We start from the raw sequence: 26,147 nt of genomic DNA on the forward strand, positions 1-26,147 counted from the left end.
ATCGTCGGCGGTGGCGTGCGGTGCCGGTCCTGCCGTTTTCTCTGTGAGTGCTTTCCCCGCGCGCCGACATACGCGAGGAAAGCCCGTCAAACGCTAAGCGTCACGCTCACGAAGCCGAAAGCTGGTCGCCCGAAACATGCACGCGTTCGCCGACCTGGACCGGCGGCTGCGTCTGATAGTCGAAGTTGCGGTAGCTGCCGTCCTGCATGCGCACCTGCACCTGATAGCTCGTCTGCTTGCGCACCGCATGCTCGATGCCGTTGCCCGCCAGCCCGCCGCCGACAGCGCCGGCAATCGTCGTCAGGATCTTGCCGCGTCCGCCGCCGATCTGGTTGCCGACGAGCCCGCCCGCGACCGCGCCGCCGAGTGCGCCGAGGCCGGTCGTCGGCTCGGGCGACTGCACGGCGTTGATCGCGACCACTTCGCCGGCGTACGGATCGGCGGGAACCGGGCGCGTCGCCGGTTCGTTGGCCGTCTGGTAGCCGTTGTTGTTCGCGTAGCGGGGCGCAGTCGCGCCGCCGCTATGCGTGCGATGCACCGGCGGTTTCGCGGGCGCGACATGCTGTGCCGGCTCTTGCGCCGTTTGCGCGGCGGGTTGTTGGGCGGCTTGCGGCACGGCTTGCTGCGCCGTTTGCTGCGCCGCCGACGGCTGCTGCGCGTTGAGCGTGCCGCTCGCGGTTTGCGCGGCGAGCGCCGCGGGCGAAACCGCGGGTTCGGTCACTGCATGCGACGTGGGCAGCAAGCCGGTCATCGCGGCGATCCCCGTCGCGCTTGCGACGATGACGGCCACCGCTGCGCCGGCGATCAACGGATGGATACGGCTGCGCGGTGAAGTGCTGGTCGTGACGTTCGTGTTCATTGCGGTCTCCGCGGGTAGGTGCCTGCAATAACGGTTGCGCGACGCGTCCGGTGCACGTTCCGCCCGCGCTGCTTTGTAAGGATTTGTACGACTTTGCACAGCGGCAGGCGGTCCGAGGCGAAACGCGGACATAAGCTGTTACGAGCGTGAACGAAGCAGGCCGCGGTTCGTCATACAGGTTGAGCGGCGCGTTATCGCGCGCAGTCGAACGGACGGAAATGACGGAGTGGAGCAATGAAAATCGTAATGGGCCGTATGGCAGCAACAGTGGTGATCGCGGCGTCCCTGTGCGGCGCGGTCGGAACGGCGAACGCGCAGTCGGGCGGCACGCGCGCGGTGCCGTCTACCGGAAACGTGGCTGGCGGCGGAACGGTCGGCTCGACGCTCACGCCTTCGCCCGGACTTGCGACGCCTGGCGGCTCTATTGGCACAGGCCTCAGCGCAGGCGGCGTCGGCACGGGTCTGAACTCAGGCCACGTCCCTAACACGATGCGAGCGAACGGCACGAGCCTGAATCAGAACCCCGATCCGCGAGTGCCGAGTCTCAGCGGCAGGCCGGCGGCGCCGCGCTAGATCGACGCGCGCGAGCGGTGGTTTGCAGCGCATAAGCGGCTTTAAAATGAACGCTTCATCCACCGGTTCACCCCATCACAGGAAGCGCGCATGGCATACGGCGAGCACAACTACCAGGTCTCCGTTCAATGGACGGGCAATCGCGGCAGCGGCACATCCGGCTATCGTGACTACAGCCGCGATCACGTGATCGCTTCGGGAAGCAAGCCGGACATTCCGGGCTCGTCCGACGCCGCGTTTCTCGGCGACGCAAAGCGTTGGAACCCCGAGGACCTGCTGGTTGCGGCGGCCTCGGCGTGTCACAAGCTGTGGTATCTGCACCTTTGCTCGGACGCGGGCATTGTCGTCGTCGACTATCGCGACGACGCCGAAGGGACCATGCTCGACAGTCCTCAGCAGGGCCGCTTTTCGCAGATCGTGCTGCGTCCGCGCGTGGTCATTCAGGCGGGCGGCAACGCCGAACTGGCGCAGCAGTTGCACCACACGGCGCATGACAAGTGCTATATCGCGAACTCGGTCAATTTTCCGATTCTTTGCGAGCCGGCGATCGAAACGCGTGCGGGCTGAGCACTAACGCGCGCCTTTACCGGACGTTCAACGCGCCTTACCGATTGCCGTCGAGCAACTCGCCCAGCAGTTCGTCGAAGGCGGCCTGGGCGTCTTCGAGTTCCTGCAGCGCGGCGTCGAAAGTTTGCAGCGCGAATTGCGAGGGATTGCCGCTGCCGGCCGGCGGAAACTGCGACTGCAACGAAGCGAACGCGGTCTTGACCCGCTGCGTCGCCGTCAATACGCGCTCCATTGCGGCGGCTTCTTCCGCCCGCGCTTTCTCGTGATCGATGTTGTCCATGAAAACTCCGTGTTCGCCGACGCGTTGCCGGCGTCAGATTGATGCCACCTGCGATGCAACGTTGATGCAACGCGCACCCCGTGAAAAGGCGTGACTATGCCACGTTCGCACTCACGATAGCGGCAAGCCGCTGTCCGCCTTCACCTCGCGCAACGATAGCGCCGATTCCACCGACGTCACGCCAGGCAGGCTGCGCATCTGGTCGCGCATGAAAGTGCCGTAGTCGTCGAGATCGCGCGCGACCACTTGCAGGATATAGTCCGCGCTGCCCGACACGTTGTGGCACGCGATGATGCGCGGTATCGCCTGCACCTCGCGCTCGAAGCGGTTGGCGAGATTCTTGTCGTGCACGGCAAAGCGCACGAGAACGAAAGCGACCACGCCGAAGCCGAGCGCCGGACGCGCGAGCACGGCGCGATAGTGGCCAATATAGCCTTCGTTTTCCAGGCGCTTGAGCCGCCGCGCGCAAGGCGTCTCGCTCAGCCCGACGAGTTCGGCGAGCTTCGCATTCGACATGCGGCCGTCTTTTTGCAGCGCCGCGAGAATCGCGCGGTCGGTCTTGTCGAGATCGGTTGTCATGGTCGGGCGGCCGATGTTTTGTGCTGGGGGAAAGCTGATGTAGATGACGCGATGTTAGCGTATTCCACCAAACCTCACGCCGCCGCGCCGGAAATTCGCCAACAAACCCTCCATCGACGATAGCAAGATAGAGCCATCGAATCCACGAGGCTCTCATGATTTCCGCACATCTTCTCGCCGTCTATATCGCCGCACTGCTGGTCGTCTACGCGGTGCCTGGCCCGGACATGGCGCTGATCCTGCAAACCAGTATTGGGCGCGGCGTGCGCAGCGGTTTTGCGGCGGCTTGCGGGCTCGGCGTCGCGCGTGCGACGCATGTCACGCTGTCCGCTTGCGGCGCGGCCGCGCTGCTTCGCAACGCGCCGTGGCTATACGACGTCGTGCGCTATGGCGGCGCGGTTTATCTCGCCTGGGTCGGCATCCAGATTTTTCGCTCGCCGGTGTTCGCGTTGCCCGAGGGCGGCGCGTCGCGCGACGGGACCGGCGGCGTGCAGCAGCAGGCCTCGCAGACGGGCATGCCGCAGTTGCGGGCTGCGTTCGTCAAGGGCTTGCTGACCAACCTGCTGAATCCGAAGGCGCTGCTGTTCTGTTCGGTGCTGCTGCCGCAGTTCGTGCGTCCCGAAGCGGGACCGGTCGCGTTGCAGATGATCGAGCTGGGTTCGGTGCTGCTCGCCGTCGGCTTCTGCTTCGACCTGGCGTATGCAGTCGGCGCCGCGCGGATCGCCCAATGGATGCGCGCGCATCCGCTTGCTCAAACGTTGCAGCGCTGGACTTTTTCGGCGGCGCTGATCGGCTTCGCGGTGCGGCTGTCGCTCGATTGACGCGGCTTGGGCGGACGCCTGCGAGTTAACGCTGCGCTCGCGGCTCGTGTCGTGCGCCGACAGCCTGCGTGCCGATGCTATTACCCACAGCCGGCGTCTCGACGACGCCGGCCGGCGCGGCCGATCACTGAACTTCAGCCGCGCGCACAAGGCCGGCTCTTACTTCAGCCCGCCCAGATAGTCGAGCTTGCCGAGCTCCACACCGTTATGACGCAAGATGTCGTAAGCGGTCGTCACGTGGAAGAAAAAGTTCGGCAGCACAAATCCCAGCAGATACGACTGACCGGTGAACTCGATCGGACCGCTGCGCATTTTCAATGTGATCGCGCGCTCTTCCGATCCGTCGATCTGCTGCGGGGTGAATTCCTTCAGATAGTCGATCGTCTTTTGAAGGCGAGCGTGCAGTTCGTCGAAAGTCTGTTCGACGTCTTCGTACTTGGGCGCTTCGACATCCGCAAGCCGCGCGGCGCAGCCCTTCGCGGTATCGCTTGCGATATACACCTGACGCGTGAGCGGCAACATGTCCGGCGCGAGGCGCGCGTTCGTGAACACCGCAGGTTCGATCTGCTTTTGCGCGGCGTGCGCCTGAGCTTTGCCGAGGATGCCTTGCAGATTGGTGAGGCCGCGAATCAGCACAGGCAGTGATGCTTGATACATCGAGATTGACATGAGGTTCCTCTGATTCTTCGATCTTGCGCGCGGACGCGCGAGGCAATGCAATGTAACGGCTAAACGGCCGCTGCAGCATCATAGCCGAGCGCCGCGGACCATGCATCGGACGCCGCGGCGCCTGGCCATTCGGCCGACTGCCGCTCGGACTGGAACTGTGTTCGAATGCATTGGTCCGAAGGTTTGCGAAGTCCCGCATGCCGCGCTTCGCATGCAGCACCTTCCAATAGCTGTCGTCGGGCGTTGAGTGGATGGGCGCGTGCGCCGGTCCGTCTCGCATCCGGCGCCGTCATGCCAAGAGGAGAGTCGCACATGGCCACCAAGCATCCGCTGCCCGGAAGCGAGCGCAACGTAGAACGAGGTTCCAAACTCATCGGCGACTGCGATCCATCGGAGAAGATCGAGGTCTTCGTGATGCTGCGCCGTCAGCAGCAGGCGCAGTTCGACGCGCTGATGAGCCGGATCGAAGCCGGCGACCCCAACGTGAAGCCGCTGTCGCGCGAGGCGATGGCCAAAGACTACGGCGCAGCCCCCGACGACGTCGCCAAAGTCAAGGCATTTGCCGCCGCGCATGGGCTGACGGTGGTACGCGAGGATCTGGCCGCGCGCTCGGTGCTGCTGTCGGGCACTGTCGCGCAGTTCCAGAGCGCGTTCGAAGTCAAGCTCGAAAAGTATCAGCACCATACGTCCGGCGAATTCCGCGGACGGACCGGCGCGGTCAACGTGCCGGACGATCTGCACGACGTCGTCGAGGCGGTGCTTGGGCTCGACAACCGTCCGCAGGCGCGGCCGCACTTTCGCATTCGTCCGCCGTTCAGGCCGGCTAAAACACATCAGGCTTCGTTCACGCCGCTGCAGTTGGCGTCGCTCTACAAGTTTCCGCAGGGCGACGGCAGCGGCCAGTGCGTCGGCATCATCGAGCTGGGCGGCGGTTACGATCCGGCGGATCTGAAGTCGTACTTCGCGAGCCTCGGCGTGCCTTCGCCCACGGTGAAATCGGTCAGCGTCGACCAGGCGCGCAACGAACCGACCGGCGATCCGAACGGCCCGGACGGCGAGGTCACGCTCGACATCGAGATTGTCGGCGCCATCGTGCCGGGCGCGACGATCGCGGTGTACTTCGCGCCGAACAGCGACGCCGGGTTTATCGACGCGGTGAGCCGCGCGGTGCACGACACGGTCAACAAGCCGTCGGTGATTTCGATCAGTTGGGGCGGGCCGGAGTCGATCTGGACGAGCCAGTCGCTGAAGGCGTTCAACAGCGTGCTGCAAACCGCGGCGGCGCTCGGCGTGACGGTGTGCGCGGCGTCGGGCGACAGCGGCTCGAGCGACGGCGCCAATGGCGGCGATAACGTCGACTTTCCGGCGGCGAGCCCGTATGTGCTCGCGTGCGGCGGCACGAGCCTCACCGCGTCGGGCACGTCGATCACGCACGAGGTGGTGTGGAACGACGGGCCGCAAGGCGGCGCGGGCGGCGGTGGCGTGAGCGGCGCGTTTGCGTTGCCGGCGTGGCAGGAGGGGCTTTCGGTGGCGTTGTCGGCGGGCGGCAAGAAGCCGCTTGCGAAGCGCGGCGTGCCCGATGTCGCCGGCGATGCCTCGCCGCTGACCGGCTACACGGTGCTGGTCGGCGGCACGCAAACGGTGGTAGGCGGAACGAGCGCGGTCGCGCCGCTGTGGGCCGCGCTGATTGCGCGCATCAACGCGGCGAAGGGCGCGCCGGCGGGCTTCGTGAATCCGAAGCTGTACAAGGCGGCGGGCGTGTGCAACGACATCACGCAGGGCAATAACGGCAGCTTCGCGGCGTCCAAGGGCTGGGACGCCTGCACGGGACTCGGCAGTCCCAATGGTCAGAAAGTGGCTGCCGCACTATAGTCAGCAGGTTGATCGGCGAGTTGTCTAGCGAGTCGATCGGCACGAGTCCCGCAGCACCGGCACAAGACGTGAACGTACCCATGGAGCGATCATGACAAGCACAGAGCCAGCGTCCGTTAGTCCGCAGTCGCCGCACAATTCCGAAGCGTCAGCCAGGCCGGCAGCGGCGGGCAAGCATAAGGCGGGCGACCAGCCCTTCTTCGATCCGGTCGCCTACGGCAACGGCCCCGACGATTCCGTCACCGCGACCGACGAGAACGCTGCGATCACGCATCACTCGGTCACGATAGACGGCAAAAAGATCGACTACACGGCGACGGTCGGCCATCTGGTGATCGTCGACCCGAGCAGTTCGCAGCCCGCCGCGCGGATGTTCTACGTCGCGTTCACGCAGGACAACCAGAAAGAAGAAACCCGGCCGCTCACGTTCTTCTATAACGGCGGGCCCGGTTCTTCCGCGGTGTTCGTGCTGCTCGGCTCGTTCGGGCCGCGCCGCATCAGGACGTCGATGCCGAACTTCACGCCGCCCGCGCCGTACACGATCGAAGACAACCCCGACAGCCTGCTCGACAAGAGCGACCTGATTTTCGTCAACCCGGTCGGAACCGGCTATTCCGCGGCCGTCGCGCCGAAGAAGAACCGCGACTTCTGGGGCGTCGACCAGGACGCCGATTCGATCGCGCAGTTCATCAAGCGCTTTCTGACGAAGAACAATCGCTGGAATTCGCCGAAGTATCTGTTCGGCGAGTCGTACGGCACGGCGCGCAGTTGCGTGGTCGCTTACCGGTTGCACGAAGGCGGCGTCGATCTGAACGGCATCACGCTGCAATCGTCGATACTCGATTACACGCAGGCCGGCAATCCGGTCGGCGCGCTGCCCACGGCCGCCGCCGACGCGTGGTATCACAAGAAGCTCGGCATCGCGCCGCGGCCGACCGATCTCGGCGCGTTCGCCGAGGAAGTCGCGCAGTTCGCCCGCACCGATTACCTCGCGGCGTTGCGCAAATTCCCCACCACCGACGCAGCGACGGTCGAGAAGCTCGCCGAATACACCGGCATCGACAAGACGACCTTGCTTGCGTGGAGTCTCGACATAGCGTCGTACGACAGCCGCGGCAATTCGCTGTTCCTGACCACGCTGCTCAAGTCCAAGGGTCTCGTGCTCGGTGCCTACGACGGCCGCGTCACCGCCATCGGCACCGGCATTGCGGGCAAGATCGATCCGAACTCGGGCGGCAACGATCCGACCATGACGGCTGTGTCGGGCGTCTACACGACGATGTGGAACGTCTATCTGAACGAGCAGTTGAAGTACACGTCGAACTCGGCCTTCACGGATCTCAACGACCAGGCGTTCCAGTTCTGGGACTTCAGCCACATCGACCCGACCGGCGCGCAGAAGGGCGTGGACGACAAGGGCAACGTGATTCTGTACACGGCCGGCGACCTCGCGGCGGTCATGGCGCTCAATCCCGATCTGAAGGTGCTGTCGGCAAACGGCTTTTATGATTTCGTCACGCCGTTCTATCAGACGGTGCTCGATTTGCAGCAAATGCCGCTGCTCAGTCAGCAGGTGCGGCAGAACCTGTCGGCGCGCTTTTATCCGTCGGGCCACATGATTTATCTCGACGGCGGCTCGCGCACCGCGCTGAAGGCGGACCTCGCGCACATGTATGACTCGACGGTGGCCAACACTGAGGCACTTAGCCGCATCCGGGCGTTGCAGGCGCGCACGGCGCAATAGCGAAAGCGCGGGGTTCCACGGCGGCTGTCGCGGTCGCCGTGGAAAGTTGGTAGCGCTCCCGCGCACCGCTCAGAGTCGGCGGTTTTTTCCGTATGCGTATCGAATGTGTTTTAATTGCCTTGCGAATTGAACTACCGCGTGCCTCGACAGGCGCGCCGACGAATGAAGGCAGGCATTGCAGACAGGCGTCGCGGCGAGGCTTCCGGCGACCACATAGGCAGTACCTTTCGACCGCGCGCAGTTGCGTTCGCGCGGCGGCGCGCGTGGCGCGCGCGTTTCACGCTGACGCTGGGTCTTGCCGCGCTGCTCGCAGTGCGCGTCGGCGCAGTGTATGCGCAGGACGCGGCCATGCTCGACGAACGCGTGACGCAGCAATCCATCCGCGAGACGATTTGCCGCCCTGGCTATGCGAGCGCGGTCTCGCCGCCGTTCGATGAACTGATGGCGCACAAGGACCGGATGCTCGCGGAGCGCGGCATCGACGCAGACGACGGCGCCGAGTTCGCGCTCGATCGGCGCGTGCCCGTGGTGCTCGGCGGCTCGCCGGACGCGCCGTCCAATCTCGGCCTTCTGCCTTGGGCGGGACGGCAGGGCGAGCGGCGCAAGGCGCGCGCGGCGGTCATGCTCAAGCGCTGCGTCTGCGAAGGCAAGCTGAGTCTTGCGGAAGCGCAGGCGGCGATCGTCGGTGATTGGTCGGTGGTCTATTCTGGCTTTAGCCAGGAGTCTTGCGACATCAGCCGGCTGGATGTCGCCACCAGCGCCGACAGCGGGCGCGCAGCGGGGCGCGGCACGCAGCCGTAACGGTTGGTGTCGGCGCGGATCGCGCCGCGCTTGCGAAAAAGGTTGAATGCGCCGGAACGCTCGATCCTGTCTCCAGCTTTGCGGGCGTGACCCACAAACGCTTTTTGTCAGCGCGTGCCGCCAGCCCGCATTACTTACTTGTCGTCGCCGCTCGCCGTCTTTCAGCACGCGGCTTTCGCATCGAACTCGCCGAATCAACTCATTCCTGGAGAATTACCATGACTTATTCACGTCTTGCCGCAGCGACGCTTGCCGTGCTGAGCGTTGCATGCGCGGTCGGCGCCGCGCCCGTGTTCGCCGCCGAGCCGGCGCATTGCGGCAAAGCCGACGCGCTGCAAATTCGCGGCGATGTGCCCGCGGCCATCAGCTTCGATGTCTATCGTCAACTCCGTCCGCTGAACGCGCAGCGCATCGCGCTCTTTCAGTCGGCCGGGGAAGTGAAGCATTTGCCCGACGGACTTGCCGTGTGCGAGGTCGCGGACGACGGCGTGGACGATCCGTCCGCGGTGCTGGTCGCATTGCCGCAAGGCAAGAACGCGTGGTGGGTGAGCGCGGCCAACGTGCAGGACGCTGACTGACGCTCGCGCGGCGAGCAGCAGCTTCCGTTCGCTGATCGGCGCAACGAACTCCGGCATGCGTGCCGCGGTCCGCTTCTTGCAACCCGCGTCTGCACGCGCAATGTTCTGGACAATCTCCAGGCGCCGCGGCGCAGTCAGTCAAAACAGTGTTGCTGCCGAACGGAAAGGGCGCGGTTCAGGTACAGTGCACATTGATCGTGCTACCCGGTGCGAGCTTGTCATGGTGACGCCGCGTCGCATCGCGTGTCCGATCGTAAGTGGCTATCCTTAAACAGGACCCCGGCGGGCTCATCGGAATACCGCGCGGAATATCGGAGATTCAAATGATCGCTTTCTACCTGTCATTGGCCGCGCTCGGCGCGGCGGGCGCCGCACTCATCCGCGAACTGGCCGCCGCACAGGCGAGACAACGCGCGGCATTGCGCCCGGCGCGCGTACGCGTCGACAGGTCGCGCAGCAGCCGCCAGGAGTAGGCAGCATGAACCTGATCGTGCGCAACATCGCGCCGTCGTGCACCGAGCAGGAAGTGCGCGAATTCCTCAAGCACGAGCTGGGGCATTACGCGCGCAACGTCGAGGTCGTCGACGCGGGCACGCCTGGCGCCTACGCCACGGTCGAACTGGACGCGCAAGTGCCGTATGTCGGCGAAGTCATCGCGCGGCAGATTCATGGCAAGCACCTGGGCGGAATGGCGCTCGAGGCGAGCGCCGATCTTTTCACCGACGACTCGCCGCCCGCCCAGCCGCCCGCGCACTAAGCGCTGAGCTGCGGTTCGCGTTGCGGCTCATGTTGCGGCTCACGCTTCGCTCGTGGGCGCGGGCCAGTCGAACGGCGTGTACGGCAGCGCGCGCTTGTGCTGCGTCACATCGTAGAAACGCAAGATGATGTTGCGTGCCTCGTCGCTGACCGGTTTGCCTTCCAGGAAGTCGTCGATCGTCTCGTACGGTACGCCGTAGGCATCTTCGTCGGGCCGTTGCGGGCGCAACGCTTCGAGGTCCGCGGTCGGCACCTTGTGCGCGAGCGCGTCCGAGGCACCGAGCGCCTTCGCGACCGCACGCACGCGGCGCTTGTTGAGGCCCGCGAGCGGCAGCACATCGGCGCCGCCGTCGCCGAACTTCGTAAAAAATCCCATCAGCGATTCCGCCGCGTGATCCGTGCCGATCACGACGCCCGTGCGCGTGCTCGCCACCGCGTACTGCGCAATCATTCTTTGCCGCGCCTTGATGTTGCCGTGCACGAAGTCTTCCTGCGCTTCGTCCGCGAACGGCAGGCCGCTTTGATGCAGCGACGCGAGCATCGCGTCGGCGGCGGGCTTGATGTCGATGGTCAGCGTCTCGTCCGCACGAATGAAGGCGAGCGCCTGCTGCGCGTCGGCCTCGTCTTTCTGCTCGCCGTGCGGCAGGCGTATCGCGACGAAACGCGCGTCGTAATTTTCGGCGCGCAAGCGCTCGACGGCCAGTTGCGCGAGGCGCCCGGCCGTCGTCGAATCCACGCCGCCGCTGATGCCGAGCACGTACGTCTTCAGGCCGTTGCTGCGCAGATAGTTCGCGAGAAAAGAGATGCGGCGCTCGATTTCCTCGTTGGCGTCGAAGCCGGCGCTAACGTGCATTTCCGCCGCGATGTTGGTCTGAACAGTGGCTGGATCGGTCTGCTTCATGGTTGTCTTGCTCCTTGCTGGTGGCGCAGTGCTTTCTGATGAAGAACGGCTTCCGCGATCGTACGAGCATGTAGCGGACCCGCGAAGTTTTGATCGGCAGAACGCGACGGGCCGCGCAAGCGCACATCAACACATCAGCGCATCACGCCGACATCACCACATCAACAACACCGTGCCCGCGCCGAGGACGCCGCCGCACAACACACACGCCCACAACAGCGCGCGCGTGCGCCGATATTCGCGGCCGATCTCGGCAAGCAGTCGAGCATTCTGCCCCGGCGAGCGCGCGCGATCGTGCTCGTGCTGCAGATAGCGCACGGCCAGTTGCGGCACGCGCGGCAGCATGTGCGCGAGATGCGGCAGTTCGCGTGAAATGCGCTTGAACCAGCCGCGGTGATCGATGTCGCGCCGCGCAATATCCGCGAGCACACCGCGCGCGATATTCCATGTATCGACGCCCGGATGCAGCGCACGCGCCAGCATTTCGGCCTGCTGGAACGAGCGTTGCGCGGTGGCGAGGCGGCTCGATACGGTGCCGTCGAACGGATGCACCGCGTGCAGCAGATGATGAAACAGCGAGCCCGCCGAACGGTCCTCTGGCGCCGCCGCGAAATGCGCTTCGGCACGCGTGCGCAACTCCGCTTCGAGCAGCTCGGCGCGCGTGTCGTTCGGCACGTGTCCCGCGTCGCGATGCAGTTCCGCGAGCCGTCCATAGTCCTGCTCGAACAGGGCAGTCGCGCCGTGCACGAAGAACTCGCGCTCGCCTGTCGACAGGCTCGACATGATCGAAAACTCGGCCAGCACGAGGCGGCCCAGCGAATCCGGTTCGATGCTCACGCGAACCCGCCGCGCGTCGAGCGTCGCGTGAAAGAAGCCGTGTTCGAAAGCCTGCTCGGTCACGACCTCGACAATATGCGCGGCGAGCGGCGCGAGTTTCACGTGATGCGCGTGCAGGCCGCTCAGGTCGCTCGCCGGCAGCGTGTCGATGCGCTGCATGGTGAGCGTGAGGGGCGTGCACAGGTCCCAGATCACGTTGGGCACGACGATGCGCGTGTCGCCGTCGAAATGATGGCCGGTCTGACTCAGGTTGGCGGCTTCGGCGCGCAGATCGAAGCGGCGCAGGATGTCGTCGGTGAAGGTTTGCGCGAGCGCCCGCAGCCGCAGGCGGCGCGCCGTGCCGGACACTTTTTCGAGCCAGCGCGCGACCCAGCGCAACAGCGCGAGTTCGTCGCCGATCTGCTGCAACTGGCCGGCGCGCAGCAGCTTGATCGCCACCTCGCGATGACCGTTGACGGGCATGATGAGCCGAGCGAAATGCGTCTGTTCGGCAAAACCGCTGCGCACCGGAACGAGGTCCACCGCGCTGAAAAGCGTGGCGAGCGGACGGCCGAACGCGCGCGCCAGCGCCTCCTCGGATTCGCGCGGCGGCAGCGGCGTTTCGAGATGATCGACGGCGTCGATGGCGTCGTGCAATGTCGCGTTCGCCAGTTCCGGACGCTCGACTAGCGTCTTCGCGAAACGGCCGGCAAGCGGGCCGAGCGCCGGCAGCAGGCCGTGCACGCTGCGCGCGCTGTCCGCCGACGCATGCACGCGGCCGACGAGTTCGATCATCCAGTGGAGCTTGCGATCGGACGGCGCGGCGAGCCAGAGCAGGCGCGCGCCATATCGCAGCGCGTGGTAAAGCAGTAGTAAGCGGCGAAACAGTGGCGGCATCGGAGTTCGATCGACGGCAATGCGGCGCGCGTCCAACTGCCGCGCCGCGGGGCCAGGACGCTAAGATTATCAGGGATGCGCGGTGTGCGGCGTGCGGTCGCATTCAACGACGTGTTGCCGAATGCGCACGACCTCTATCTTCAATTGGATAGCGGCGCCATCAGCAAGCAAACAGGCTTCCGGTTGCCGCTCGAACCGCCCGCGCGTGCCGAGGGTAAAATGAGTCCGGTAAGTACATTTTTTTTACCGATTTGGAACAACCCTTATGAGTCAGAGTGACGACAGGCAGGATGTGACGCGCGAAACAGAGGAGCAGTTCCGGATTCTCGTTCAGGGCGTCACTGACTACGCGATATTCATGCTTTCGCCTGCCGGAGTCGTCACGAGTTGGAACGTCGGCGCCGAGCGGATCAAGGGGTATCGGCAGTCGGAGATCATCGGCGAGCATTTCTCGCGTTTCTACACGGACGAGGACAAAGCGGCCGGCGCGCCCGCGCAGATACTCGCGATCGCGGCGAGAGAAGGCCGTGCCGAACGCGAAGGATGGCGGGTTCGCAAAGGCGGCAGCCGCTTCTGGGCGCATGTCGTGGTCGACGCGATCCGCGACGAAGCGGGTTCTCTCGTCGGATTTGCAAAGGTGACGCGCGACATCACCGAGCGCAAGGAAGCCGCGGCCGCGCTCGAGAAGGCCAACGCCGCGCTGTTCCAGGCGCAGAAGATGGAAGCGATCGGGCGGCTGACGGGCGGCGTCGCGCACGACTTCAACAATCTGCTGGCCGTGCTTTCGAACGGTCTCGAGGTGCTCGCGCTGCAGGCGCGCACGCCGCTCGACAAGAAAATGATCGACGGAATGCGGCGGGCGATCGACCGCGGCGCGTCGCTGACGCAGCAGTTGCTGTCGTTCGCGCGGCAACAGCCGTTGCAGGCGCAGGTGCACGACCTGAACGGATTGATTCGCGAGTTCACGCCCATGCTCTCGCGCGCCGGCAACCGCAACACGCATGTCGAGCTTGGCCTGCATGCCACTCACGCTTTCGCATCCGTCGATGCCGCGCGTTTCGAGGCGGCCTTGCTCAATCTGGTTGTCAACGCGGTCGACGCTATGCCGACCGGCGGCGCGGTCACGATTACCACCGACACGGTCCAGTCGGAGACGGAAGTGACCCCGGCGCTGCCTGCCGGGCACTACGTCCGCATTTCGGTTGCGGATACCGGTAGCGGCATGTCCGAGGACGTGCTCGCGCAGGCGTTCGAGCCGTTTTTCACGACCAAGCAGCCAGGCAAGGGCACGGGGTTGGGCTTGAGCCAGGTGTACGGGTTTATCGCCCAGTCGGGCGGCGACGTGCATCTATCGAGCGAAGTGGGCAAGGGCACGACGGTCGATCTTTATCTGCCCGTCGCGGAGCCGCCGGCAGCCGTCGGTCTGCCGTCGACGGCAAGGCATGAGACCGTTTTGCTGGTCGAGGACGAGCCCGACGTGCTCGGCGTTGCGTCCGAACTGTTGATGAACATCGGCTATGAGGTGGTGCCGGCGAGCAGTGCGTCGGAGGCGGCGCTGATTCTCGAGGAGCGGGCTGACATCGACGTTGTCTTCACCGACATCTCGATGGCCCACGGCATGAGCGGGCTGGAACTGGCGCAACTCGTGCGCGCGCACTATCCGGCGATCAGGGTGGTGCTCACGTCGGGCTATTCGCCGGCTCCGCTGCACGACGAGAAGAGTGAACTGCGGGATCTGATATTCGTGCAAAAGCCGTATCGGTTGGCCGATCTTGCGAAGGCGCTGCGGGCGTGAGCGTGAGCGGGAATTGCGGGAGCTCGCTTAGGGTCCGCTTTGTCCGCTGTGTCCGCTTTGGCTGATCAACGAGTCGCTTGCGAAGACGCGATACGGCGACTCATCGAGGTTCAGATGATCGGGCATAGGGAACGCATTTACGCAGTAATCGATTTCCACGTAGCTCAAGTGCCCCGACTCATCGACGAAAAGAAGAATTTGCAGCGACCTTGATTCGCCCAACTCGTCCCGGGCGCGGAAGTCCGCTTCAAACACTAATCGGTTCCCGGGCCCCTCGGCCGATAGTTTTGGAACTGATTCGGGTGCACTCATCGACAACCCGAAGCTATTGCATCCGCATTCGCAGAGTTCCACGATTTCGGCGTTTGCGAATTGCGCTGCGAGCGCTATTGGATTGGGAAACTGGCATCGGTTAAGGATGAACGCCATCCAATACTCGGCACGGGACACATCGTTTTGCATTTTTCTCGATTCATAGGCTACCGACACTCCGTTCGGGAGACGACGATTGTCGTCGATAGAAGCGAAGCCGTCGACTGCAAGCTCACGATTGCTTGTCGTCCGATGTAATACCATTGTCCCAACGCAATATGCCGACACCATTGGAGTAAGCGATGACAGGCGCAACCGTGTTTAACGAGCGGACCGATCACTGGCTCGTCGCGCGGCGCGATCCCGAGACGGGCATTGAAGGGCTGCGTGCGCATTTCAGAGGCCACGCCTACGATCCGCACGATCACGACGACATGTTGATCGGCTACACAGAGCAAGGCGTCCAACGTTTTCAGTGCCACCGGTCTTTGCACACGAGCACACCGGGTCGGGCGATCCTGATCGAGCCCGGCGCGCTGCATGACGGTCACGCGCCGGAGGCGAGCGGCTTTACTTATGCCGCGTTGTATCTGCCGCAAGGCTGGGTCGAGCACGCGGCGCGTCAACTGAATCTTCCGGGGTTACGCGGGGTTGAGGCGGCCTTTAGCCATACGCTGGTGGACGATCAACATCTCGTCGATGCAATCCGGGCCGCTTTTTTCGCCATTTATCACGACGAGGGCAGGCTCGCGCGCGACCAGGCGCTCGATCGCGTGCTGACGCAACTCAGCGGCCACGTGCTTGATGCGCCGTCGACGACTGACTCCGCGATACCGCTCGCCGCGCTTCGCGTGCGCGATCTTTTGCACGAGCAGATGGCCGGCAACATCGGACTTGATGAACTGGCGACGGCTGCGGGCATCGACCGCTTCCGGTTGACGCGCCTCTTCAAGCGCGCGTTCGGCACGTCGCCGCATGCGTATCTGGTGCGTTTGCGTCTGCGCGCCGCGCGTCAAATGCTGGCGACCGGTCATCAGCCTGCGCAGGTTGCGGCGGCTGTCGGGTTCTCGGATCAGAGTCATCTTGGCCGCTGGTTTCATCGCGCGTACCGGATGACGCCGGCGGCCTATCGGCGCATGTGCACAAACGTTCCAGACTGATCGCCGCGGATCGTGGACCATGAGCGTTCCAAGGAGGGACGTTCATGTTCGAAACAAAAGTGGCGCTGATCGTGCGCGACGATCTGGCTGTGTGGCAAAAACTCAACGTCGTCGCATTTCTCGCGACGGGCGTGGCGGCTGCGATACCCGATGCGCTAGGCGAGCCTTATGAGGACGCTGCGGGACGTCGGTATGGCCGCATGCTCGGGCAACCGATGCTGGTGTTCGCCGCTGATCTGCCGGGTTTGCAGGCTGCGCATCGGCAGGCAGTTAACCGCGAGCTCGAGATTGTGCCGTATGTCCATGCGATGTTTTCGACTGGGCACGATGCGGCGAATCGTGAGGTGTTTCGTGCTCAGGATGCGGGTAATCTGGATTTAGTGGGGCTCGCGGTGCATGGGGCGAGGAAGGCGGTGGATAAGGCGGTGAAGGGGTTGGGGTTGCATGGGTGAGGGGGGATGCAGATGCGCGGAGTGCGTGCGGTTTGGGGGAGGGCGGTCGTGAGGCGGGAGGCGGTCTGCACCTGTGGGTCTGTGGGTGATTGAACCAGTGACTTTACCGCCGACGCATCGGTTGAATCCGGCAGAGGTCGACCCACAAGGGACGGTCGATTTACCTCAGAACGGACGCTCAACGGGCACTCCACCAGAGCAGCTATGCTGGAATCTCAGTCCGTAGCAACGACGTCCGGCTTCACGGTTTTTACGCGCTGCATCTCAGGAGACAGTCGAGGAAATCCAAAGCGGACAACCGTGGATCAGCCGACATCCGATCCACTTATGCCACAATTGCCGCGAAATCTAGAGCTGACGGCAAAGGCTGGTCCGCCGCGCCATGGCAAAGTATCCGGTGAAAAACCATGCTTAAACGCGACGTACAAGCGGTCTTGGATTCTTACTATGCAGATGCGCTTGCCGTGGCAAAGCCCGGCTTTATTCAACATTTTCGCGAGCTGTCGGCGCCGTTTCTCCTTAGCGTATCTCAGGCTTACCTCGATGCGCCCGTCCGCGTGTTGTTCATCGGGAAGGAAACTAACGGTTGGTGTGGCAAGCTGGGAGCCTTCTACGAACGTTCTGACAGGATCGAGATCGCGAAAGCTCGCTACGAGAGTCAACACTCCCGTGGTACAGGTCGTAGTGAGTTGTTGCGGCAGTGGAAGCGGTTCGCTAATGCGTTCGCACGAGGCGATCGAGCGGCTGTTTGCTGGAACAATCTAATGAAGATGGACTGGTACCGCCCGAAGCGCGGCTTCTCTCGAACCTCGATTGATCATTCCGCGCATTTATTCAATTTCTCGGTGGCGGCCGTCCAGTTTGAGATCGAGCTGCTTAAGCCAGACCTAATCATCTTCGGTACCGGCCACGCGTACGATTGTGCTCTGAAAGCTGTCCTGCCGACCCGTCAGAATGTGAAGGTTGAGCCAAAGGCGCTGTGGCACTTCCAGTCAAATGGCATCGAGTGTTTTAGGACATTTCATCCAGGTGCGCGGGATAAGCAGGCCCCAAGACCAATCAAAGAGTACTACCAGGAGGTAATCGACACCGCGTCGAAGGCGTTTGCTGTGCGCCTATCGATGCCGAGTGCTTCGCCATAGGCTGCCGTTGTCTCAACGTTCTTCCGCACGGTCGTACAGCGTACTGATGCTGTGTTGACGAGCCGGAACGCGGCCCATCCGTTACGCCTCATGCTCACGCGTCGTCTAGTCGCTTGAACAGCTCTTTGTGCTGAGAGTAGATAACGGCAAGTCGAGACCCGTAGTCACCTTCCAAATATCCTTTCGTTCCCGCTGGCTTGCGGGCCGCCCGGCACTCTACTTGTCGTCTTTGGACGAGTTTTATCCGTACACGCTGCTTCATGACTTGTGCGATGTAGTGGGAATCGGCCGGTCGATTGTGCGCGATTCACGGCCCCATGTCGAATAACCGTTCTTGGCCGACTGGTGCCCGATGCGGTCAACTGAAGCCGTTTGGGGAGCGTGCCTCTCGGCACCCAAGCACTCAGCTATCTGCGCTCAATTCGAGCAGCGGATTGACTATTTTCAGGACGTCTGCAACGCCTACAACTCTCGAACCCTCAACTACTTCAACGCGTCGACCGAGCCAAAACGTGTGTGGGTATGCTCCAGGCGATAATAGCCAAACCTCCGCCTCACATTGCTGCCCGGTGCAGACGCCAGTGGCGTCCACGAATTCGTGGTGTGCAGATGACCAGTAGTCAGTGCGCACCTTGTAGATCGGACGATAGCCTGAAACGACCTCCTTCAACGAACCGTCTGATCGATGCTCTGTTAGGGAGAAGTTCACAATCAGGTCGGGCGGACGAGGTGGGCGGGACATAAACTGATTCGCAGTAGCGGGGGTGTTGAAACGGCGATTGTCATCGATTTAGCTCGCCGCGTCGAACGTCCCTTCCTGGCCGATTGCGTCCCCCCACATCCGATCACCACTAAACGGCACGCTGCCGCCGGTCGATCATCTTCGACCATCCCCCCTCACCCCACCTCCACCCCCACCGCCGTAGCCTCCCCCCCACCGATACAAAGACTAGCCACCCCACGCTTCCCCCCGCGTTGCCGAAGCGCACCCAGCAGCGTCACGATAACCCGCGCGCCCGTCGCGCCGATCGGATGACCGAGCGCGCAAGCGCCGCCATGCACGTTCACGCGCTCGTGCGAAAGCGCGAGCTCGCGCATCGCAGCCATGACCACCACGGCGAATGCCTCGTTGATTTCCCAAACGTCGACATCGCTCGCCCGCCATCCCACCTTGGCGAGCAGCTTCTGAATCGCACCGACCGGCGCCGTCGTGAACCAGGCCGGTTCCTGAGAATGCGTGGCGTGTCCGCGGATCACGGCGAGCGGCGCCAAGCCATGCTCGCGTGCGGTCGACTGGCGCATCAGAACCAGGGCCGCCGCACCGTCGGCGATGGAACTCGAGTTCGCGGCCGTCACCGTGCCGTCCTTCGCAAACGCGGGTTTGAGCTTCGGGATCTTGTCCAGTTGCGCCTTCGCCGGCGCTTCGTCCTCGTCGATGAGTATCTCGCCGTTACGACCCGGCACGGTCATCGGCGCAAGCTCCCAGCGGAATAGGCCATCGCGCTGCGCCTGCTGCGCGCGCAGCGTGGAGGTCGAAGCGAACGCGTCTTGCGCCTCGCGTGTGAAATCGAAATGGCGCGCGCAGTCCTCGGCGAAGGTGCCCATGAGGCGGCCATCGGAGGCGAGGCCGTAGTGATCCTCCAGGCCGTCGAAGAACATATGGTCGAGTACCTGGCCGTGTCCCAGACGCTGACCCGAGCGTGCCTTGGGCAACAGGTACGGCGCGTTGCTCATGGATTCCATGCCGCCCGCGACGATCACTCGTTGACTGCCGCTGAGCAGCAGATCGTGCGCGAGCATCGCCGCCTTCATCCCCGAGCCGCAGACCTTGTTGATCGTGGTGCAGCCCGCCGATAGCGGCAAACCCGCGCCGAGCGACGCCTGGCGCGCGGGCGCCTGGCCGAGGCCCGCGGGCAGCACGCAGCCCATCAGCACTTCATCGACGGCGTCGGGTTGCAGTCCGGCACGTTGCACCGCAGCCCGGATCGCGTGCGCGCCCATTACAGGCGCCGTCAGCGAAGCGAAGTTGCCCTGGAAACCACCCAGCGGCGTGCGGGCAGCAGCGACGATCACAACGGGATCATCGGAAGTCGAAGAGGCAGTCATGCGAGTCTCCATTCGCCGCTTCATGGCGGCGTTGCAAAGGGTGAGGAAGGTGTCGTCGTCGATGGATCATTGCCACTCGAACCCGGCGGCGGCGATGACTAAGTTCACCTGGCCGCCATACGAATGGCGCCATCAAGACGAATCACCTCGCCGTTGAGGTAAGTGTTTTCGATGATATGCAGCACAAGTGCCGCGAATTCTTCCGGCCGGCCCAGGCGCGGGGGAAAGGGCACCATCTTCCCAAGCGCGTCCTGGACTTCTGTGGGCATGCCTTTGAGCATCGGCGTCTCCATGATTCCGGGCGCGACGGCGAGCACGCGAATGCCGTGGCGGGCCAATTCGCGCGCGACAGGCAGCGTCATCGCCACGACACCGCCTTTCGATGCAGCGTAGCCCGCTTGTCCGATCTGGCCGTCAAAGGCCGCAACCGAAGCGGTATTGACGATGACCCCGCGCTCGCCATCGGCCTCGGGCGTGTTCCCAGCCATGCACGCCGCGGCCAGCCGCACCATGTTGAACGCACCGATCAGGTTGATCTGAACGGTGCGCGCAAAACTTTCCAGCCGATGCGGGCCTTCGCGTCCGAGCACTTTCTCGGCGGGCGCAACGCCTGCGCAATTGATCAGGCCATGCAGCGCGCCGAAGGTCTCGCAATACGCGGCCAACGCACGCTCGGCGCTCGCCGAGTCCGATACGTCGGCCCTGGCGAAGTGGGCATTAGCGCCGAGTTCCGCCGCGAGTGAGGCACCGGCGTCCTCGTCGAGGTCGATCAGCAGCACGCGGGCGCCGCCCGCTACCAGACGGCGCGCCGTGGCTGCGCCGAGCCCTGAGCCGCCGCCTGTGACGACGAAACCTTTCCCTTGAATTTGCAATGCTGTCTCCTCAAAGTGACCGGCCGGCAAAGCCATATTCGCGACGACCAACTGACTGATCATCGTAAGCGGCACGCGAAACCACGCCCATGTCCATCGACCTCTTCCTGCGTGCGCCTTTCGGACATATCGTGCGGCTCATGCTCAGTGATACCAGGTTTCGCTTACGCCCGGCAGCGATTAACATCAGTGCACTTTCTGTAGGTAGACCCTGACCATGAATGACGCTCAAGACAAGGGCACAACTTCTATCGGCCTCGTGCGCGAAGCAATTCTCGTTGCCACGCAGCGTAATCTCGACGTGTCGGCGGTTCTCCAGCACGCGGGCATCGCGGCGGAATTGCTGAATGCGCCGAGAGCCCGAGTGCCGGCGTTAGCCTTTTCGCGTCTGTGGGCGGCTCTCGCCGACTTGATGGACGACGAGTTCTTTGGTCTCGACAGCCACGCATTGCGACGAGGCAGTTACGCGCTGATGTGTCACGCCGTGCTGCATGCCGACAATCTCGAACACGCGCTGCGTCGCATGCTGAAGTTCCTGCGCGCGGTTCTCGACGACATTCATGGCGAGTTGCGCTGCGAAGGCGAGCATGCACTGATCGTCCTGCATGACGATGGCCGAACGCGCCGCCTCTTTGCCTACGGGACCTGGTTTATCCTCGTGCACGGTCTCGCGTGCTGGCTCGCACGCAGACGCATTCCGCTGATCGAGATGAGGTTCCGCGCTTCGGCGCCAACGGATGACAGCGACTACCGTATGCGCTTTTGCGAGGATGTGACGTTCTCCGCGGAAGAAACGCTGATCCGATTCGACCGCAGTTTTCTCGACCTGAAACTGTCCGAGACGGAAGCGAGCCTGCGTGCATTTCTGCAAAACGCACCGGCCAATATCCTGGTCAAGTATCGCAACGAATCGAGTACTACGGCCCTCGTCAGACGCCGGCTAAGAAACCAGATCCCCGACGACTGGCCTGACCTCGACGAGCTATCGCGATTAATGAATCTATCCGCGGCCACGCTGCAACGCCGCCTGTTGGCTGAAGGCACGAACTATCGGCAACTGAAAGACGAATTGCGGCGTGACATCGCAATCGAGTTGTTTTCGAACAGTACTCTCACGGTCGCAGAAGTCGCTGCACGCACTGGATTTCAGGAAACGAGTGCTTTTCACCGGGCCTTCAGAAAGTGGACGGGGGCGAGTCCGGGAATGTACCGTCAGGGCAAGGCGAGTTCTTAACCGTTAGAACACATAGCATCGTCATCACACCATTCACGCGTTCAGATGTGCTTGCACGTCTGAATGGTCAAAAGATCCAATCCTCTTCTCCCAATCACGCCTCGCGCGAACGCTCATTCGATTAAGCGGAGCGTGTCCGCACGCCTCACGAAAACTGAGGTCGGCGGACATGGATCGGTGCGCCGAGCAGGCTGACACTGCACTCGCGTTCGGCAGATCAAAGGACGCGTCGCGCCCGGTTGCGCAAGCAACCGAGCCACTCATTGCGGTATAAAAAATAGACGGAGACGAGAATGAGAACCCGGTTGAGAAGCCGCCGAAGCTCGGCAATGGTGAGTGCTTTATTCGCCGCATCGGCGATTGCCGTATCCGGCTGCGGCGGCAGTGATTCCGCGCCGGCCAACGTCGCGGTCGCGACGCCCGCCGCGAAATGTAGTGCGTTGGCGGGTACGACCGTTCCCGCCGGCTCGATCGGATTGCCGACAACGGGTGCCACTATCGTATCCGCGACGCTCGTTGCAGCTACCGATTCCGGCAACAGCAACGGCGAGTACTGCAAGGTTCTCGGAGCTATTCATCCGGTGGATTTCAATGCGCCGGATATTCGAGTGGAGGCGGATCTACCGACTAACTTCAACGGCAAAGTCGTTCACTTTGGCGGCGGGGGATTCGGCGGCACCATCCCCGATACGAAGGGCTCTCCCGCGGACGGGTTCTTATCCGGAGCAGAGCCCGCAGGCGTCAGTACACCGTTGCGCAGAGGTTATGTGACTGTCGGCAGCGACGCTGGCCATGAGGGAAACTTTATGGACGGTTCGTTCGCGGCAAACGATGAGGCACTCGCCAACTACTCAGGCGACCACATCAAGAAGACGCGAGACTTCGCAGCGTACATCGCAAAGGCAAGATACGGCTCGGACTTCACGCACAGTTATTTTATTGGCGGTTCAGGCGGAGGCCGGCAAGGTCTGATTGCGGCACAACGATTCCCGCATGACTACGACGGCATCATTTCCACATATCCCGCTTCAGGAATAACAGGACTGTGGCTTCAGATGGGCAGGATCTCGCGATCGCTGCTGGCGCCCGGAGGATACGTCACGCCTGCCAAAGGCAAGGTTCTTCTCGAAGCAGTCATCAAGCAATGCGATGCTCTGGATGGCGTGGCTGACGGCATTATCAGTAACCCCGCGGCATGCGTATTCGATCCAGCAACGATTCGTTGCCCGAGCGGCGTCGACACTGGCGATAGCTGCTTGTCGGACACGCAAATCAATACGATGACCACCGCCGGCACGCCGCTTAACCTTAGCTTCAACCTGGCAAACGGAGTCCAGACTTTCCCCGCATTTAACGCGTTCACGGGAGCAGACTTCTGGTCCGTTGCCTTTGCATGGGGCGCGTCAGCCACCGATGCGGTAGTCGAGCCTGGCGTGATCGGCAAAAGCGCGTTCTTCTATACGTTTTCAAATGACATGCTTCGATTCGCGGTTGCTCGCGATCCTGGCTTGAGCACGCTGAACTTTAATCCGGCCAACCCCGGATCATTAACCTCGCGCGTGCAAGCGGTGAGCGCGCTCATGGACAGCACGAGTACCGACTTGAGTCAATTCCAGGCGCGCGGCGGCAAGATCATTCTGCAGCACGGACAATCCGATCAGTTCATTCCGGCGCAATTGTCGATTGATTACTACGACCGGCTGGTATCCCGGTTCGGGCAGGGGCCATTGGGTCAATTTCTAAAGTTCTATGTGGTGCCGGGCGCGGCGCACAGTGCCGGCGGGCAATTCAATGGTTCATATGATGGTCTGACGGCATTGGACAACTGGGTGACGAAAGGCGTCGAACCCAAAAATCTGATTATCACCGACCTCGCTCCGCCGGCAGTCGGACGCACGCGGCCAATCTGCGAATACCCGCAGTGGCCCAAATACGTCGGCGGCGATCAGAACCTTGCGGCCAGCTTCGTGTGCTCTAGCTAATCGCGTTGGCAGCGCGCGCCATGTGCGGTTCCGGGCGTTAGCGTTACACCGGGACCGCCAGTGTCGCAACACCGCAAACGCAGGTGTTCGGCGACCTCACTCATCTTGAAGTTAATGGACATCGACTGTCCGCAGCCTTCGCCCGACACTGCTTGTAACACAGCGGCCTGCGCGGACTTCGGCCACGACATTAAACCAAAGGAGACAAGCATGAACCAGATCGATGTTCATTCACTCGCGGGCCAGGCCAGGTTCAATGGCTTGCACAGGCTGGTCCTGTTCTGGTGCGTGTTGATGCTGATAGTCGACGGCTACGATCTCGCCATCGTCGGTGCAGCGTTGCCGTCGATCATGAAGGGCATGCACATCGACGCGACCAGTGCCGGCATCATGGCCGCATCGGCACTGTTTGGCGTCATGCTCGGGGCTATTTTCCTCGGCACGCTGGCTGACCGTTTCGGCCGGCCCATGATGATCTGCGTGTGTGTGGCGCTGTTCAGTCTCTTTACCGCCGCCGCCGGACTCACGAACGATCCTGTCAGTTTCAGCGTCACCCGATTCATCGCGGGCCTCGGCATCGGCGGCGTTTTGCCGATCGTCACCGCGCAAATGGCGGAGTTCTCGCCGAATGCACTGCGCACGCGATTGGTCACACTCGTATTCGCGGGATATTCGGTTGGCGGCATTCTGGTGGCGCTCACTGCAAAGGAGCTTATCGGCAGTTATGGCTGGCAATCCGTCTTCTTTGCCGCGGGCCTGCCTGTTCTGCTAATTCCGTTCATCATTAAAACGATGCCTCATTCGATGACCTTTCTGGTCAAGAACGGCCGACATAAAGAACTGCGTGCGCTCGTGAAGCGCCTCGTGCCCGACTATTCGTTGAGTGACGACGAGCAGTTTGCAGGACCCTCGTCGGACAAAAATAGAGACGTCTCGGTGCGCCGACTCTTCCAGGACGGCCGCGGTTTCAGTACTACGATGATGTGGGTCGCATTCATGACGGGCCTCTTCATGGTGTACGCATTGAGTTCGTGGTTGACCAAGCTCATGGCAATGGCGGGATACAGCCTCGGTTCGGCATTGAACTTTGTGATCGTGTTTAACGTCGGCGCCATTGCCGGTGCGATTCTCGGCGGCTGGCTGGGCGACAGGGTCAATATCAAGCGGGTGCTGATCGCGTTCTACGTCGTGGGAGCCGTCGCACTCTCGCTGATGGGTTACACGAAATCGACAGCGTCATTGTTTGTCGTTGTATTCGTTGTGGGCGCATCGACGCTCGGTACTCAATTGCTCGCCTATGCTTATGCGGGCGGCTTCTATCCCCATGCAATCCGCTCTACGGGGGTCGGTTTTGCTTCTGGCGTGGGCCGCATCGGCGCGATCGTGGCGCCGGTGCTAATCGGCTGGCTTGTGTCGCTGAAGCTGCCGCTGGAACAGAACTTCATGGCAATCGGCGTGGCAGGTTTGATTGGTGCAATGGCCGTGACGCTGATCGATCACGCGCGTGCCGATTCCTATCGCGGACGCAGTGCGGCTATTCCCGCAGTTCAGCGCAGTGCAGGGCGCTAAGAGCGCCTATTGCAGGTTATTCACTCGAGAAAAGCCACGTCTACGCGGCAGTACATTTTTAACATGCAGAAAGAAATGGATCGTCTATCTCCGCCTCCTTTCACCTCGTTTATCGACGTCAGTCGAGCCGTCGACTGGGCGCTCGTCACCCGGCGCAGCGTTCGTGCCTTCTTGCCGACACCGGTTGCGCGTGAGGACATCGAGTCCATCCTGGAGGTCGCGCGCTTCAGTGCTACCGGCGTCAACATTCAGCCGTGGCATGTGCATGTCGTGACAGGCGCGAAGAAGTCGCGGCTGTCTGCCGCCATCAACGAGATCAATGACGATCCCGCCCGCAGCTCGGACCTCGACGAGCCCTACGACTACTACCCACGCGAATGGATCGCGCCGTATGTGGATCGCCGCCGCAAGGTCGGCTGGAACCTGTATGGGTTGCTCGGCATCGAGAAGGGCGACAAGGAACGAATGCACGTTCAGCACGGCCGCAACTATCGCTTCTTCGATGCACCCGTCGGCCTGTTTTTTACAGTGGACCGCGTCATGCGCGAAGGCAGTCTGCTGGACACCGGCATGTTCCTGCAAAGCGTGATGCTCGCCGCTCGCGCGCGCGGCCTCGACACTTGCCCGCAAGCGGCTTTCAACAAGTTCCACCGCGTGATCGCCGACGAACTGTCGATTCCCGACAACCAGATGCTGGTCTGCGGAATGAGCCTCGGTTATGCCGATCACGACTGTATCGAGAATTCGCTAGTGACGGACCGTGTCCCAGTGAGCGATTTCACTACTTTCTATAATGAATGAACGGAGACA

At 62.8% G+C, this 26,147-nt stretch carries 26 protein-coding genes; 17 read left to right on the top strand and 9 right to left on the bottom strand.

Annotated elements, in window-relative coordinates; translation table 11 throughout:
- Window positions 1–106: 106 nt before the first annotated feature.
- Complete coding sequence (locus CUJ91_RS20945; RefSeq protein ID WP_114157023.1) at window positions 107–859, bottom strand: glycine zipper 2TM domain-containing protein; 753 nt, start codon at window positions 857–859, stop codon at window positions 107–109.
- Between the two features lie 234 nt (window positions 860–1,093).
- On the opposite strand from CUJ91_RS20945, the gene CUJ91_RS20950 reads away from it, so the two are divergent.
- Window positions 1,094–1,432, top strand: coding sequence for a hypothetical protein (locus tag CUJ91_RS20950; RefSeq protein ID WP_114157024.1), 339 nt, complete (start codon window positions 1,094–1,096; stop codon window positions 1,430–1,432).
- Between the two features lie 90 nt (window positions 1,433–1,522).
- Window positions 1,523–1,999: an OsmC family protein gene (locus CUJ91_RS20955; protein ID WP_114157025.1), complete on the top strand. Its 477-nt coding sequence runs from the start codon at window positions 1,523–1,525 to the stop codon at window positions 1,997–1,999.
- 37 nt (window positions 2,000–2,036) lie between these two features.
- Here CUJ91_RS20955 and CUJ91_RS20960 read toward each other — a convergent pair whose 3' ends face one another.
- Window positions 2,037–2,279 (bottom strand): hypothetical protein, encoded by a 243-nt coding sequence (locus CUJ91_RS20960; RefSeq protein ID WP_053859393.1) that lies wholly within the window; start codon window positions 2,277–2,279, stop codon window positions 2,037–2,039.
- Between the two features lie 111 nt (window positions 2,280–2,390).
- A complete protein-coding gene (locus tag CUJ91_RS20965) occupies window positions 2,391–2,858 on the bottom strand; it encodes an Lrp/AsnC family transcriptional regulator (protein ID WP_006052071.1) in 468 nt (155 codons plus the stop codon).
- A 155-nt stretch (window positions 2,859–3,013) separates the two neighbouring features.
- Between CUJ91_RS20965 and CUJ91_RS20970 the strand changes: the two genes are divergently transcribed.
- The gene (locus CUJ91_RS20970) at window positions 3,014–3,679 is read left to right on the top strand and encodes a LysE family translocator (protein ID WP_114157026.1); all 666 of its coding nucleotides are present in this window, start codon (window positions 3,014–3,016) and stop codon (window positions 3,677–3,679) included.
- A gap of 159 nt (window positions 3,680–3,838) precedes the next feature.
- Here CUJ91_RS20970 and CUJ91_RS20975 read toward each other — a convergent pair whose 3' ends face one another.
- On the bottom strand, window positions 3,839–4,348 hold the full coding sequence (locus CUJ91_RS20975) for a DUF1993 domain-containing protein (RefSeq protein WP_006052073.1): 510 nt from the start codon (window positions 4,346–4,348) through the stop codon (window positions 3,839–3,841).
- A 312-nt stretch (window positions 4,349–4,660) separates the two neighbouring features.
- Here CUJ91_RS20975 and CUJ91_RS20980 point away from each other — a divergent pair, with 312 nt between their 5' ends.
- The 6 genes from CUJ91_RS20980 to CUJ91_RS21000 all read left to right on the top strand — a co-directional run bounded on the left by CUJ91_RS20980 (window position 4,661) and on the right by CUJ91_RS21000 (window position 10,100).
- Window positions 4,661–6,220: a S53 family peptidase gene (locus tag CUJ91_RS20980; protein WP_006052074.1), complete on the top strand. Its 1,560-nt coding sequence runs from the start codon at window positions 4,661–4,663 to the stop codon at window positions 6,218–6,220.
- A gap of 91 nt (window positions 6,221–6,311) precedes the next feature.
- Window positions 6,312–7,964: a S10 family peptidase gene (locus tag CUJ91_RS20985; RefSeq protein WP_006052075.1), complete on the top strand. Its 1,653-nt coding sequence runs from the start codon at window positions 6,312–6,314 to the stop codon at window positions 7,962–7,964.
- Between the two features lie 162 nt (window positions 7,965–8,126).
- Window positions 8,127–8,765, top strand: a complete 639-nt coding sequence (locus tag CUJ91_RS20990) for a hypothetical protein (protein WP_029966092.1) — start codon at window positions 8,127–8,129, stop codon at window positions 8,763–8,765.
- Between the two features lie 218 nt (window positions 8,766–8,983).
- A complete protein-coding gene (locus CUJ91_RS20995; RefSeq protein ID WP_006052077.1) occupies window positions 8,984–9,343 on the top strand; it encodes a hypothetical protein in 360 nt (119 codons plus the stop codon).
- A gap of 323 nt (window positions 9,344–9,666) precedes the next feature.
- Window positions 9,667–9,816, top strand: a complete 150-nt coding sequence (locus CUJ91_RS34470; protein ID WP_167450664.1) for a hypothetical protein — start codon at window positions 9,667–9,669, stop codon at window positions 9,814–9,816.
- Between the two features lie 5 nt (window positions 9,817–9,821).
- Window positions 9,822–10,100 carry an RNA-binding protein gene (locus CUJ91_RS21000; protein WP_006052079.1) on the top strand — a complete coding sequence of 93 codons (279 nt, stop codon included), beginning with the start codon at window positions 9,822–9,824 and terminating at the stop codon, window positions 10,098–10,100.
- A gap of 39 nt (window positions 10,101–10,139) precedes the next feature.
- Here CUJ91_RS21000 and nadE read toward each other — a convergent pair whose 3' ends face one another.
- Window positions 10,140–11,000, bottom strand: a complete 861-nt coding sequence (nadE, locus tag CUJ91_RS21005) for an ammonia-dependent NAD(+) synthetase (RefSeq protein WP_053859391.1) — start codon at window positions 10,998–11,000, stop codon at window positions 10,140–10,142.
- 153 nt (window positions 11,001–11,153) lie between these two features.
- Complete coding sequence (locus tag CUJ91_RS21010; protein WP_114157027.1) at window positions 11,154–12,713, bottom strand: ABC1 kinase family protein; 1,560 nt, start codon at window positions 12,711–12,713, stop codon at window positions 11,154–11,156.
- Between the two features lie 265 nt (window positions 12,714–12,978).
- On the opposite strand from CUJ91_RS21010, the gene CUJ91_RS21015 reads away from it, so the two are divergent.
- Window positions 12,979–14,508 (top strand): PAS domain-containing sensor histidine kinase, encoded by a 1,530-nt coding sequence (locus CUJ91_RS21015; protein WP_114157028.1) that lies wholly within the window; start codon window positions 12,979–12,981, stop codon window positions 14,506–14,508.
- Window positions 14,509–14,535: 27 nt separating this feature from the next.
- Here CUJ91_RS21015 and CUJ91_RS34475 read toward each other — a convergent pair whose 3' ends face one another.
- Window positions 14,536–14,970 (bottom strand): hypothetical protein, encoded by a 435-nt coding sequence (locus tag CUJ91_RS34475; RefSeq protein WP_114157029.1) that lies wholly within the window; start codon window positions 14,968–14,970, stop codon window positions 14,536–14,538.
- 152 nt (window positions 14,971–15,122) lie between these two features.
- Between CUJ91_RS34475 and CUJ91_RS21025 the strand changes: the two genes are divergently transcribed.
- The 3 genes from CUJ91_RS21025 (at window position 15,123) to CUJ91_RS21035 (ending at window position 17,574) form a co-directional block, all read left to right on the top strand.
- Window positions 15,123–15,980, top strand: a complete 858-nt coding sequence (locus CUJ91_RS21025) for an AraC family transcriptional regulator (protein WP_114157030.1) — start codon at window positions 15,123–15,125, stop codon at window positions 15,978–15,980.
- A 44-nt stretch (window positions 15,981–16,024) separates the two neighbouring features.
- Entirely contained in the window at window positions 16,025–16,432 is a 408-nt protein-coding gene (locus CUJ91_RS21030) for a DUF2000 domain-containing protein (RefSeq protein WP_053859388.1), read from the top strand.
- A gap of 407 nt (window positions 16,433–16,839) precedes the next feature.
- Window positions 16,840–17,574 carry a uracil-DNA glycosylase family protein gene (locus tag CUJ91_RS21035; RefSeq protein ID WP_114157031.1) on the top strand — a complete coding sequence of 245 codons (735 nt, stop codon included), beginning with the start codon at window positions 16,840–16,842 and terminating at the stop codon, window positions 17,572–17,574.
- Between the two features lie 897 nt (window positions 17,575–18,471).
- On the opposite strand, the gene CUJ91_RS21040 is transcribed toward CUJ91_RS21035, so the two are convergent.
- Entirely contained in the window at window positions 18,472–19,680 is a 1,209-nt protein-coding gene (locus CUJ91_RS21040) for an acetyl-CoA C-acetyltransferase (protein WP_114157032.1), read from the bottom strand.
- A gap of 104 nt (window positions 19,681–19,784) precedes the next feature.
- A complete protein-coding gene (locus CUJ91_RS21045; protein WP_114158016.1) occupies window positions 19,785–20,552 on the bottom strand; it encodes a 3-hydroxyacyl-CoA dehydrogenase in 768 nt (255 codons plus the stop codon).
- Window positions 20,553–20,769: 217 nt separating this feature from the next.
- On the opposite strand from CUJ91_RS21045, the gene CUJ91_RS21050 reads away from it, so the two are divergent.
- The 4 genes from CUJ91_RS21050 to CUJ91_RS21065 all read left to right on the top strand — a co-directional run bounded on the left by CUJ91_RS21050 (window position 20,770) and on the right by CUJ91_RS21065 (window position 26,138).
- Window positions 20,770–21,786 (top strand): AraC family transcriptional regulator, encoded by a 1,017-nt coding sequence (locus CUJ91_RS21050; protein ID WP_053859386.1) that lies wholly within the window; start codon window positions 20,770–20,772, stop codon window positions 21,784–21,786.
- A gap of 293 nt (window positions 21,787–22,079) precedes the next feature.
- Entirely contained in the window at window positions 22,080–23,768 is a 1,689-nt protein-coding gene (locus CUJ91_RS21055; RefSeq protein WP_114157033.1) for a tannase/feruloyl esterase family alpha/beta hydrolase, read from the top strand.
- A 210-nt stretch (window positions 23,769–23,978) separates the two neighbouring features.
- The gene (locus tag CUJ91_RS21060) at window positions 23,979–25,337 is read left to right on the top strand and encodes an MFS transporter (RefSeq protein ID WP_006052089.1); all 1,359 of its coding nucleotides are present in this window, start codon (window positions 23,979–23,981) and stop codon (window positions 25,335–25,337) included.
- A 75-nt stretch (window positions 25,338–25,412) separates the two neighbouring features.
- On the top strand, window positions 25,413–26,138 hold the full coding sequence (locus CUJ91_RS21065) for a nitroreductase (protein ID WP_051153874.1): 726 nt from the start codon (window positions 25,413–25,415) through the stop codon (window positions 26,136–26,138).
- Window positions 26,139–26,147: the final 9 nt, after the last annotated feature.

The organism is Paraburkholderia graminis (assembly GCF_003330785.1).
GTDB lineage: Bacteria > Pseudomonadota > Gammaproteobacteria > Burkholderiales > Burkholderiaceae > Paraburkholderia > Paraburkholderia graminis.

Excerpts from the sequence above, each read along its gene's own strand:
- CUJ91_RS20980 (WP_006052074.1), top strand. The coding sequence starts at position 4,661 with ATGGCCACCAAGCATCCGCTGCCCGGAAGCGAGCGCAACGTAGAACGA.
- CUJ91_RS21050 (WP_053859386.1), top strand. The coding sequence starts at position 20,770 with ATGAATGACGCTCAAGACAAGGGCACAACTTCTATCGGCCTCGTGCGC.
- CUJ91_RS20955 (WP_114157025.1), top strand. The coding sequence starts at position 1,523 with ATGGCATACGGCGAGCACAACTACCAGGTCTCCGTTCAATGGACGGGC.
- CUJ91_RS34475 (WP_114157029.1), bottom strand. The coding sequence starts at position 14,970 with ATGCAAAACGATGTGTCCCGTGCCGAGTATTGGATGGCGTTCATCCTT.
- CUJ91_RS20970 (WP_114157026.1), top strand. The coding sequence starts at position 3,014 with ATGATTTCCGCACATCTTCTCGCCGTCTATATCGCCGCACTGCTGGTC.
- CUJ91_RS21030 (WP_053859388.1), top strand. The coding sequence starts at position 16,025 with ATGTTCGAAACAAAAGTGGCGCTGATCGTGCGCGACGATCTGGCTGTG.
- CUJ91_RS21015 (WP_114157028.1), top strand. The coding sequence starts at position 12,979 with ATGAGTCAGAGTGACGACAGGCAGGATGTGACGCGCGAAACAGAGGAG.
- CUJ91_RS20945 (WP_114157023.1), bottom strand. The coding sequence starts at position 859 with ATGAACACGAACGTCACGACCAGCACTTCACCGCGCAGCCGTATCCAT.
- CUJ91_RS20950 (WP_114157024.1), top strand. The coding sequence starts at position 1,094 with ATGAAAATCGTAATGGGCCGTATGGCAGCAACAGTGGTGATCGCGGCG.
- CUJ91_RS20990 (WP_029966092.1), top strand. The coding sequence starts at position 8,127 with ATGAAGGCAGGCATTGCAGACAGGCGTCGCGGCGAGGCTTCCGGCGAC.
- CUJ91_RS21065 (WP_051153874.1), top strand. The coding sequence starts at position 25,413 with ATGGATCGTCTATCTCCGCCTCCTTTCACCTCGTTTATCGACGTCAGT.
- nadE (WP_053859391.1), bottom strand. The coding sequence starts at position 11,000 with ATGAAGCAGACCGATCCAGCCACTGTTCAGACCAACATCGCGGCGGAA.
- CUJ91_RS20965 (WP_006052071.1), bottom strand. The coding sequence starts at position 2,858 with ATGACAACCGATCTCGACAAGACCGACCGCGCGATTCTCGCGGCGCTG.
- CUJ91_RS21040 (WP_114157032.1), bottom strand. The coding sequence starts at position 19,680 with ATGACTGCCTCTTCGACTTCCGATGATCCCGTTGTGATCGTCGCTGCT.
- CUJ91_RS21010 (WP_114157027.1), bottom strand. The coding sequence starts at position 12,713 with ATGCCGCCACTGTTTCGCCGCTTACTACTGCTTTACCACGCGCTGCGA.
- CUJ91_RS20985 (WP_006052075.1), top strand. The coding sequence starts at position 6,312 with ATGACAAGCACAGAGCCAGCGTCCGTTAGTCCGCAGTCGCCGCACAAT.
- CUJ91_RS21025 (WP_114157030.1), top strand. The coding sequence starts at position 15,123 with ATGACAGGCGCAACCGTGTTTAACGAGCGGACCGATCACTGGCTCGTC.
- CUJ91_RS21000 (WP_006052079.1), top strand. The coding sequence starts at position 9,822 with ATGAACCTGATCGTGCGCAACATCGCGCCGTCGTGCACCGAGCAGGAA.
- CUJ91_RS34470 (WP_167450664.1), top strand. The coding sequence starts at position 9,667 with ATGATCGCTTTCTACCTGTCATTGGCCGCGCTCGGCGCGGCGGGCGCC.
- CUJ91_RS21060 (WP_006052089.1), top strand. The coding sequence starts at position 23,979 with ATGAACCAGATCGATGTTCATTCACTCGCGGGCCAGGCCAGGTTCAAT.
- CUJ91_RS20975 (WP_006052073.1), bottom strand. The coding sequence starts at position 4,348 with ATGTCAATCTCGATGTATCAAGCATCACTGCCTGTGCTGATTCGCGGC.
- CUJ91_RS20960 (WP_053859393.1), bottom strand. The coding sequence starts at position 2,279 with ATGGACAACATCGATCACGAGAAAGCGCGGGCGGAAGAAGCCGCCGCA.
- CUJ91_RS20995 (WP_006052077.1), top strand. The coding sequence starts at position 8,984 with ATGACTTATTCACGTCTTGCCGCAGCGACGCTTGCCGTGCTGAGCGTT.
- CUJ91_RS21035 (WP_114157031.1), top strand. The coding sequence starts at position 16,840 with ATGCTTAAACGCGACGTACAAGCGGTCTTGGATTCTTACTATGCAGAT.
- CUJ91_RS21055 (WP_114157033.1), top strand. The coding sequence starts at position 22,080 with ATGAGAACCCGGTTGAGAAGCCGCCGAAGCTCGGCAATGGTGAGTGCT.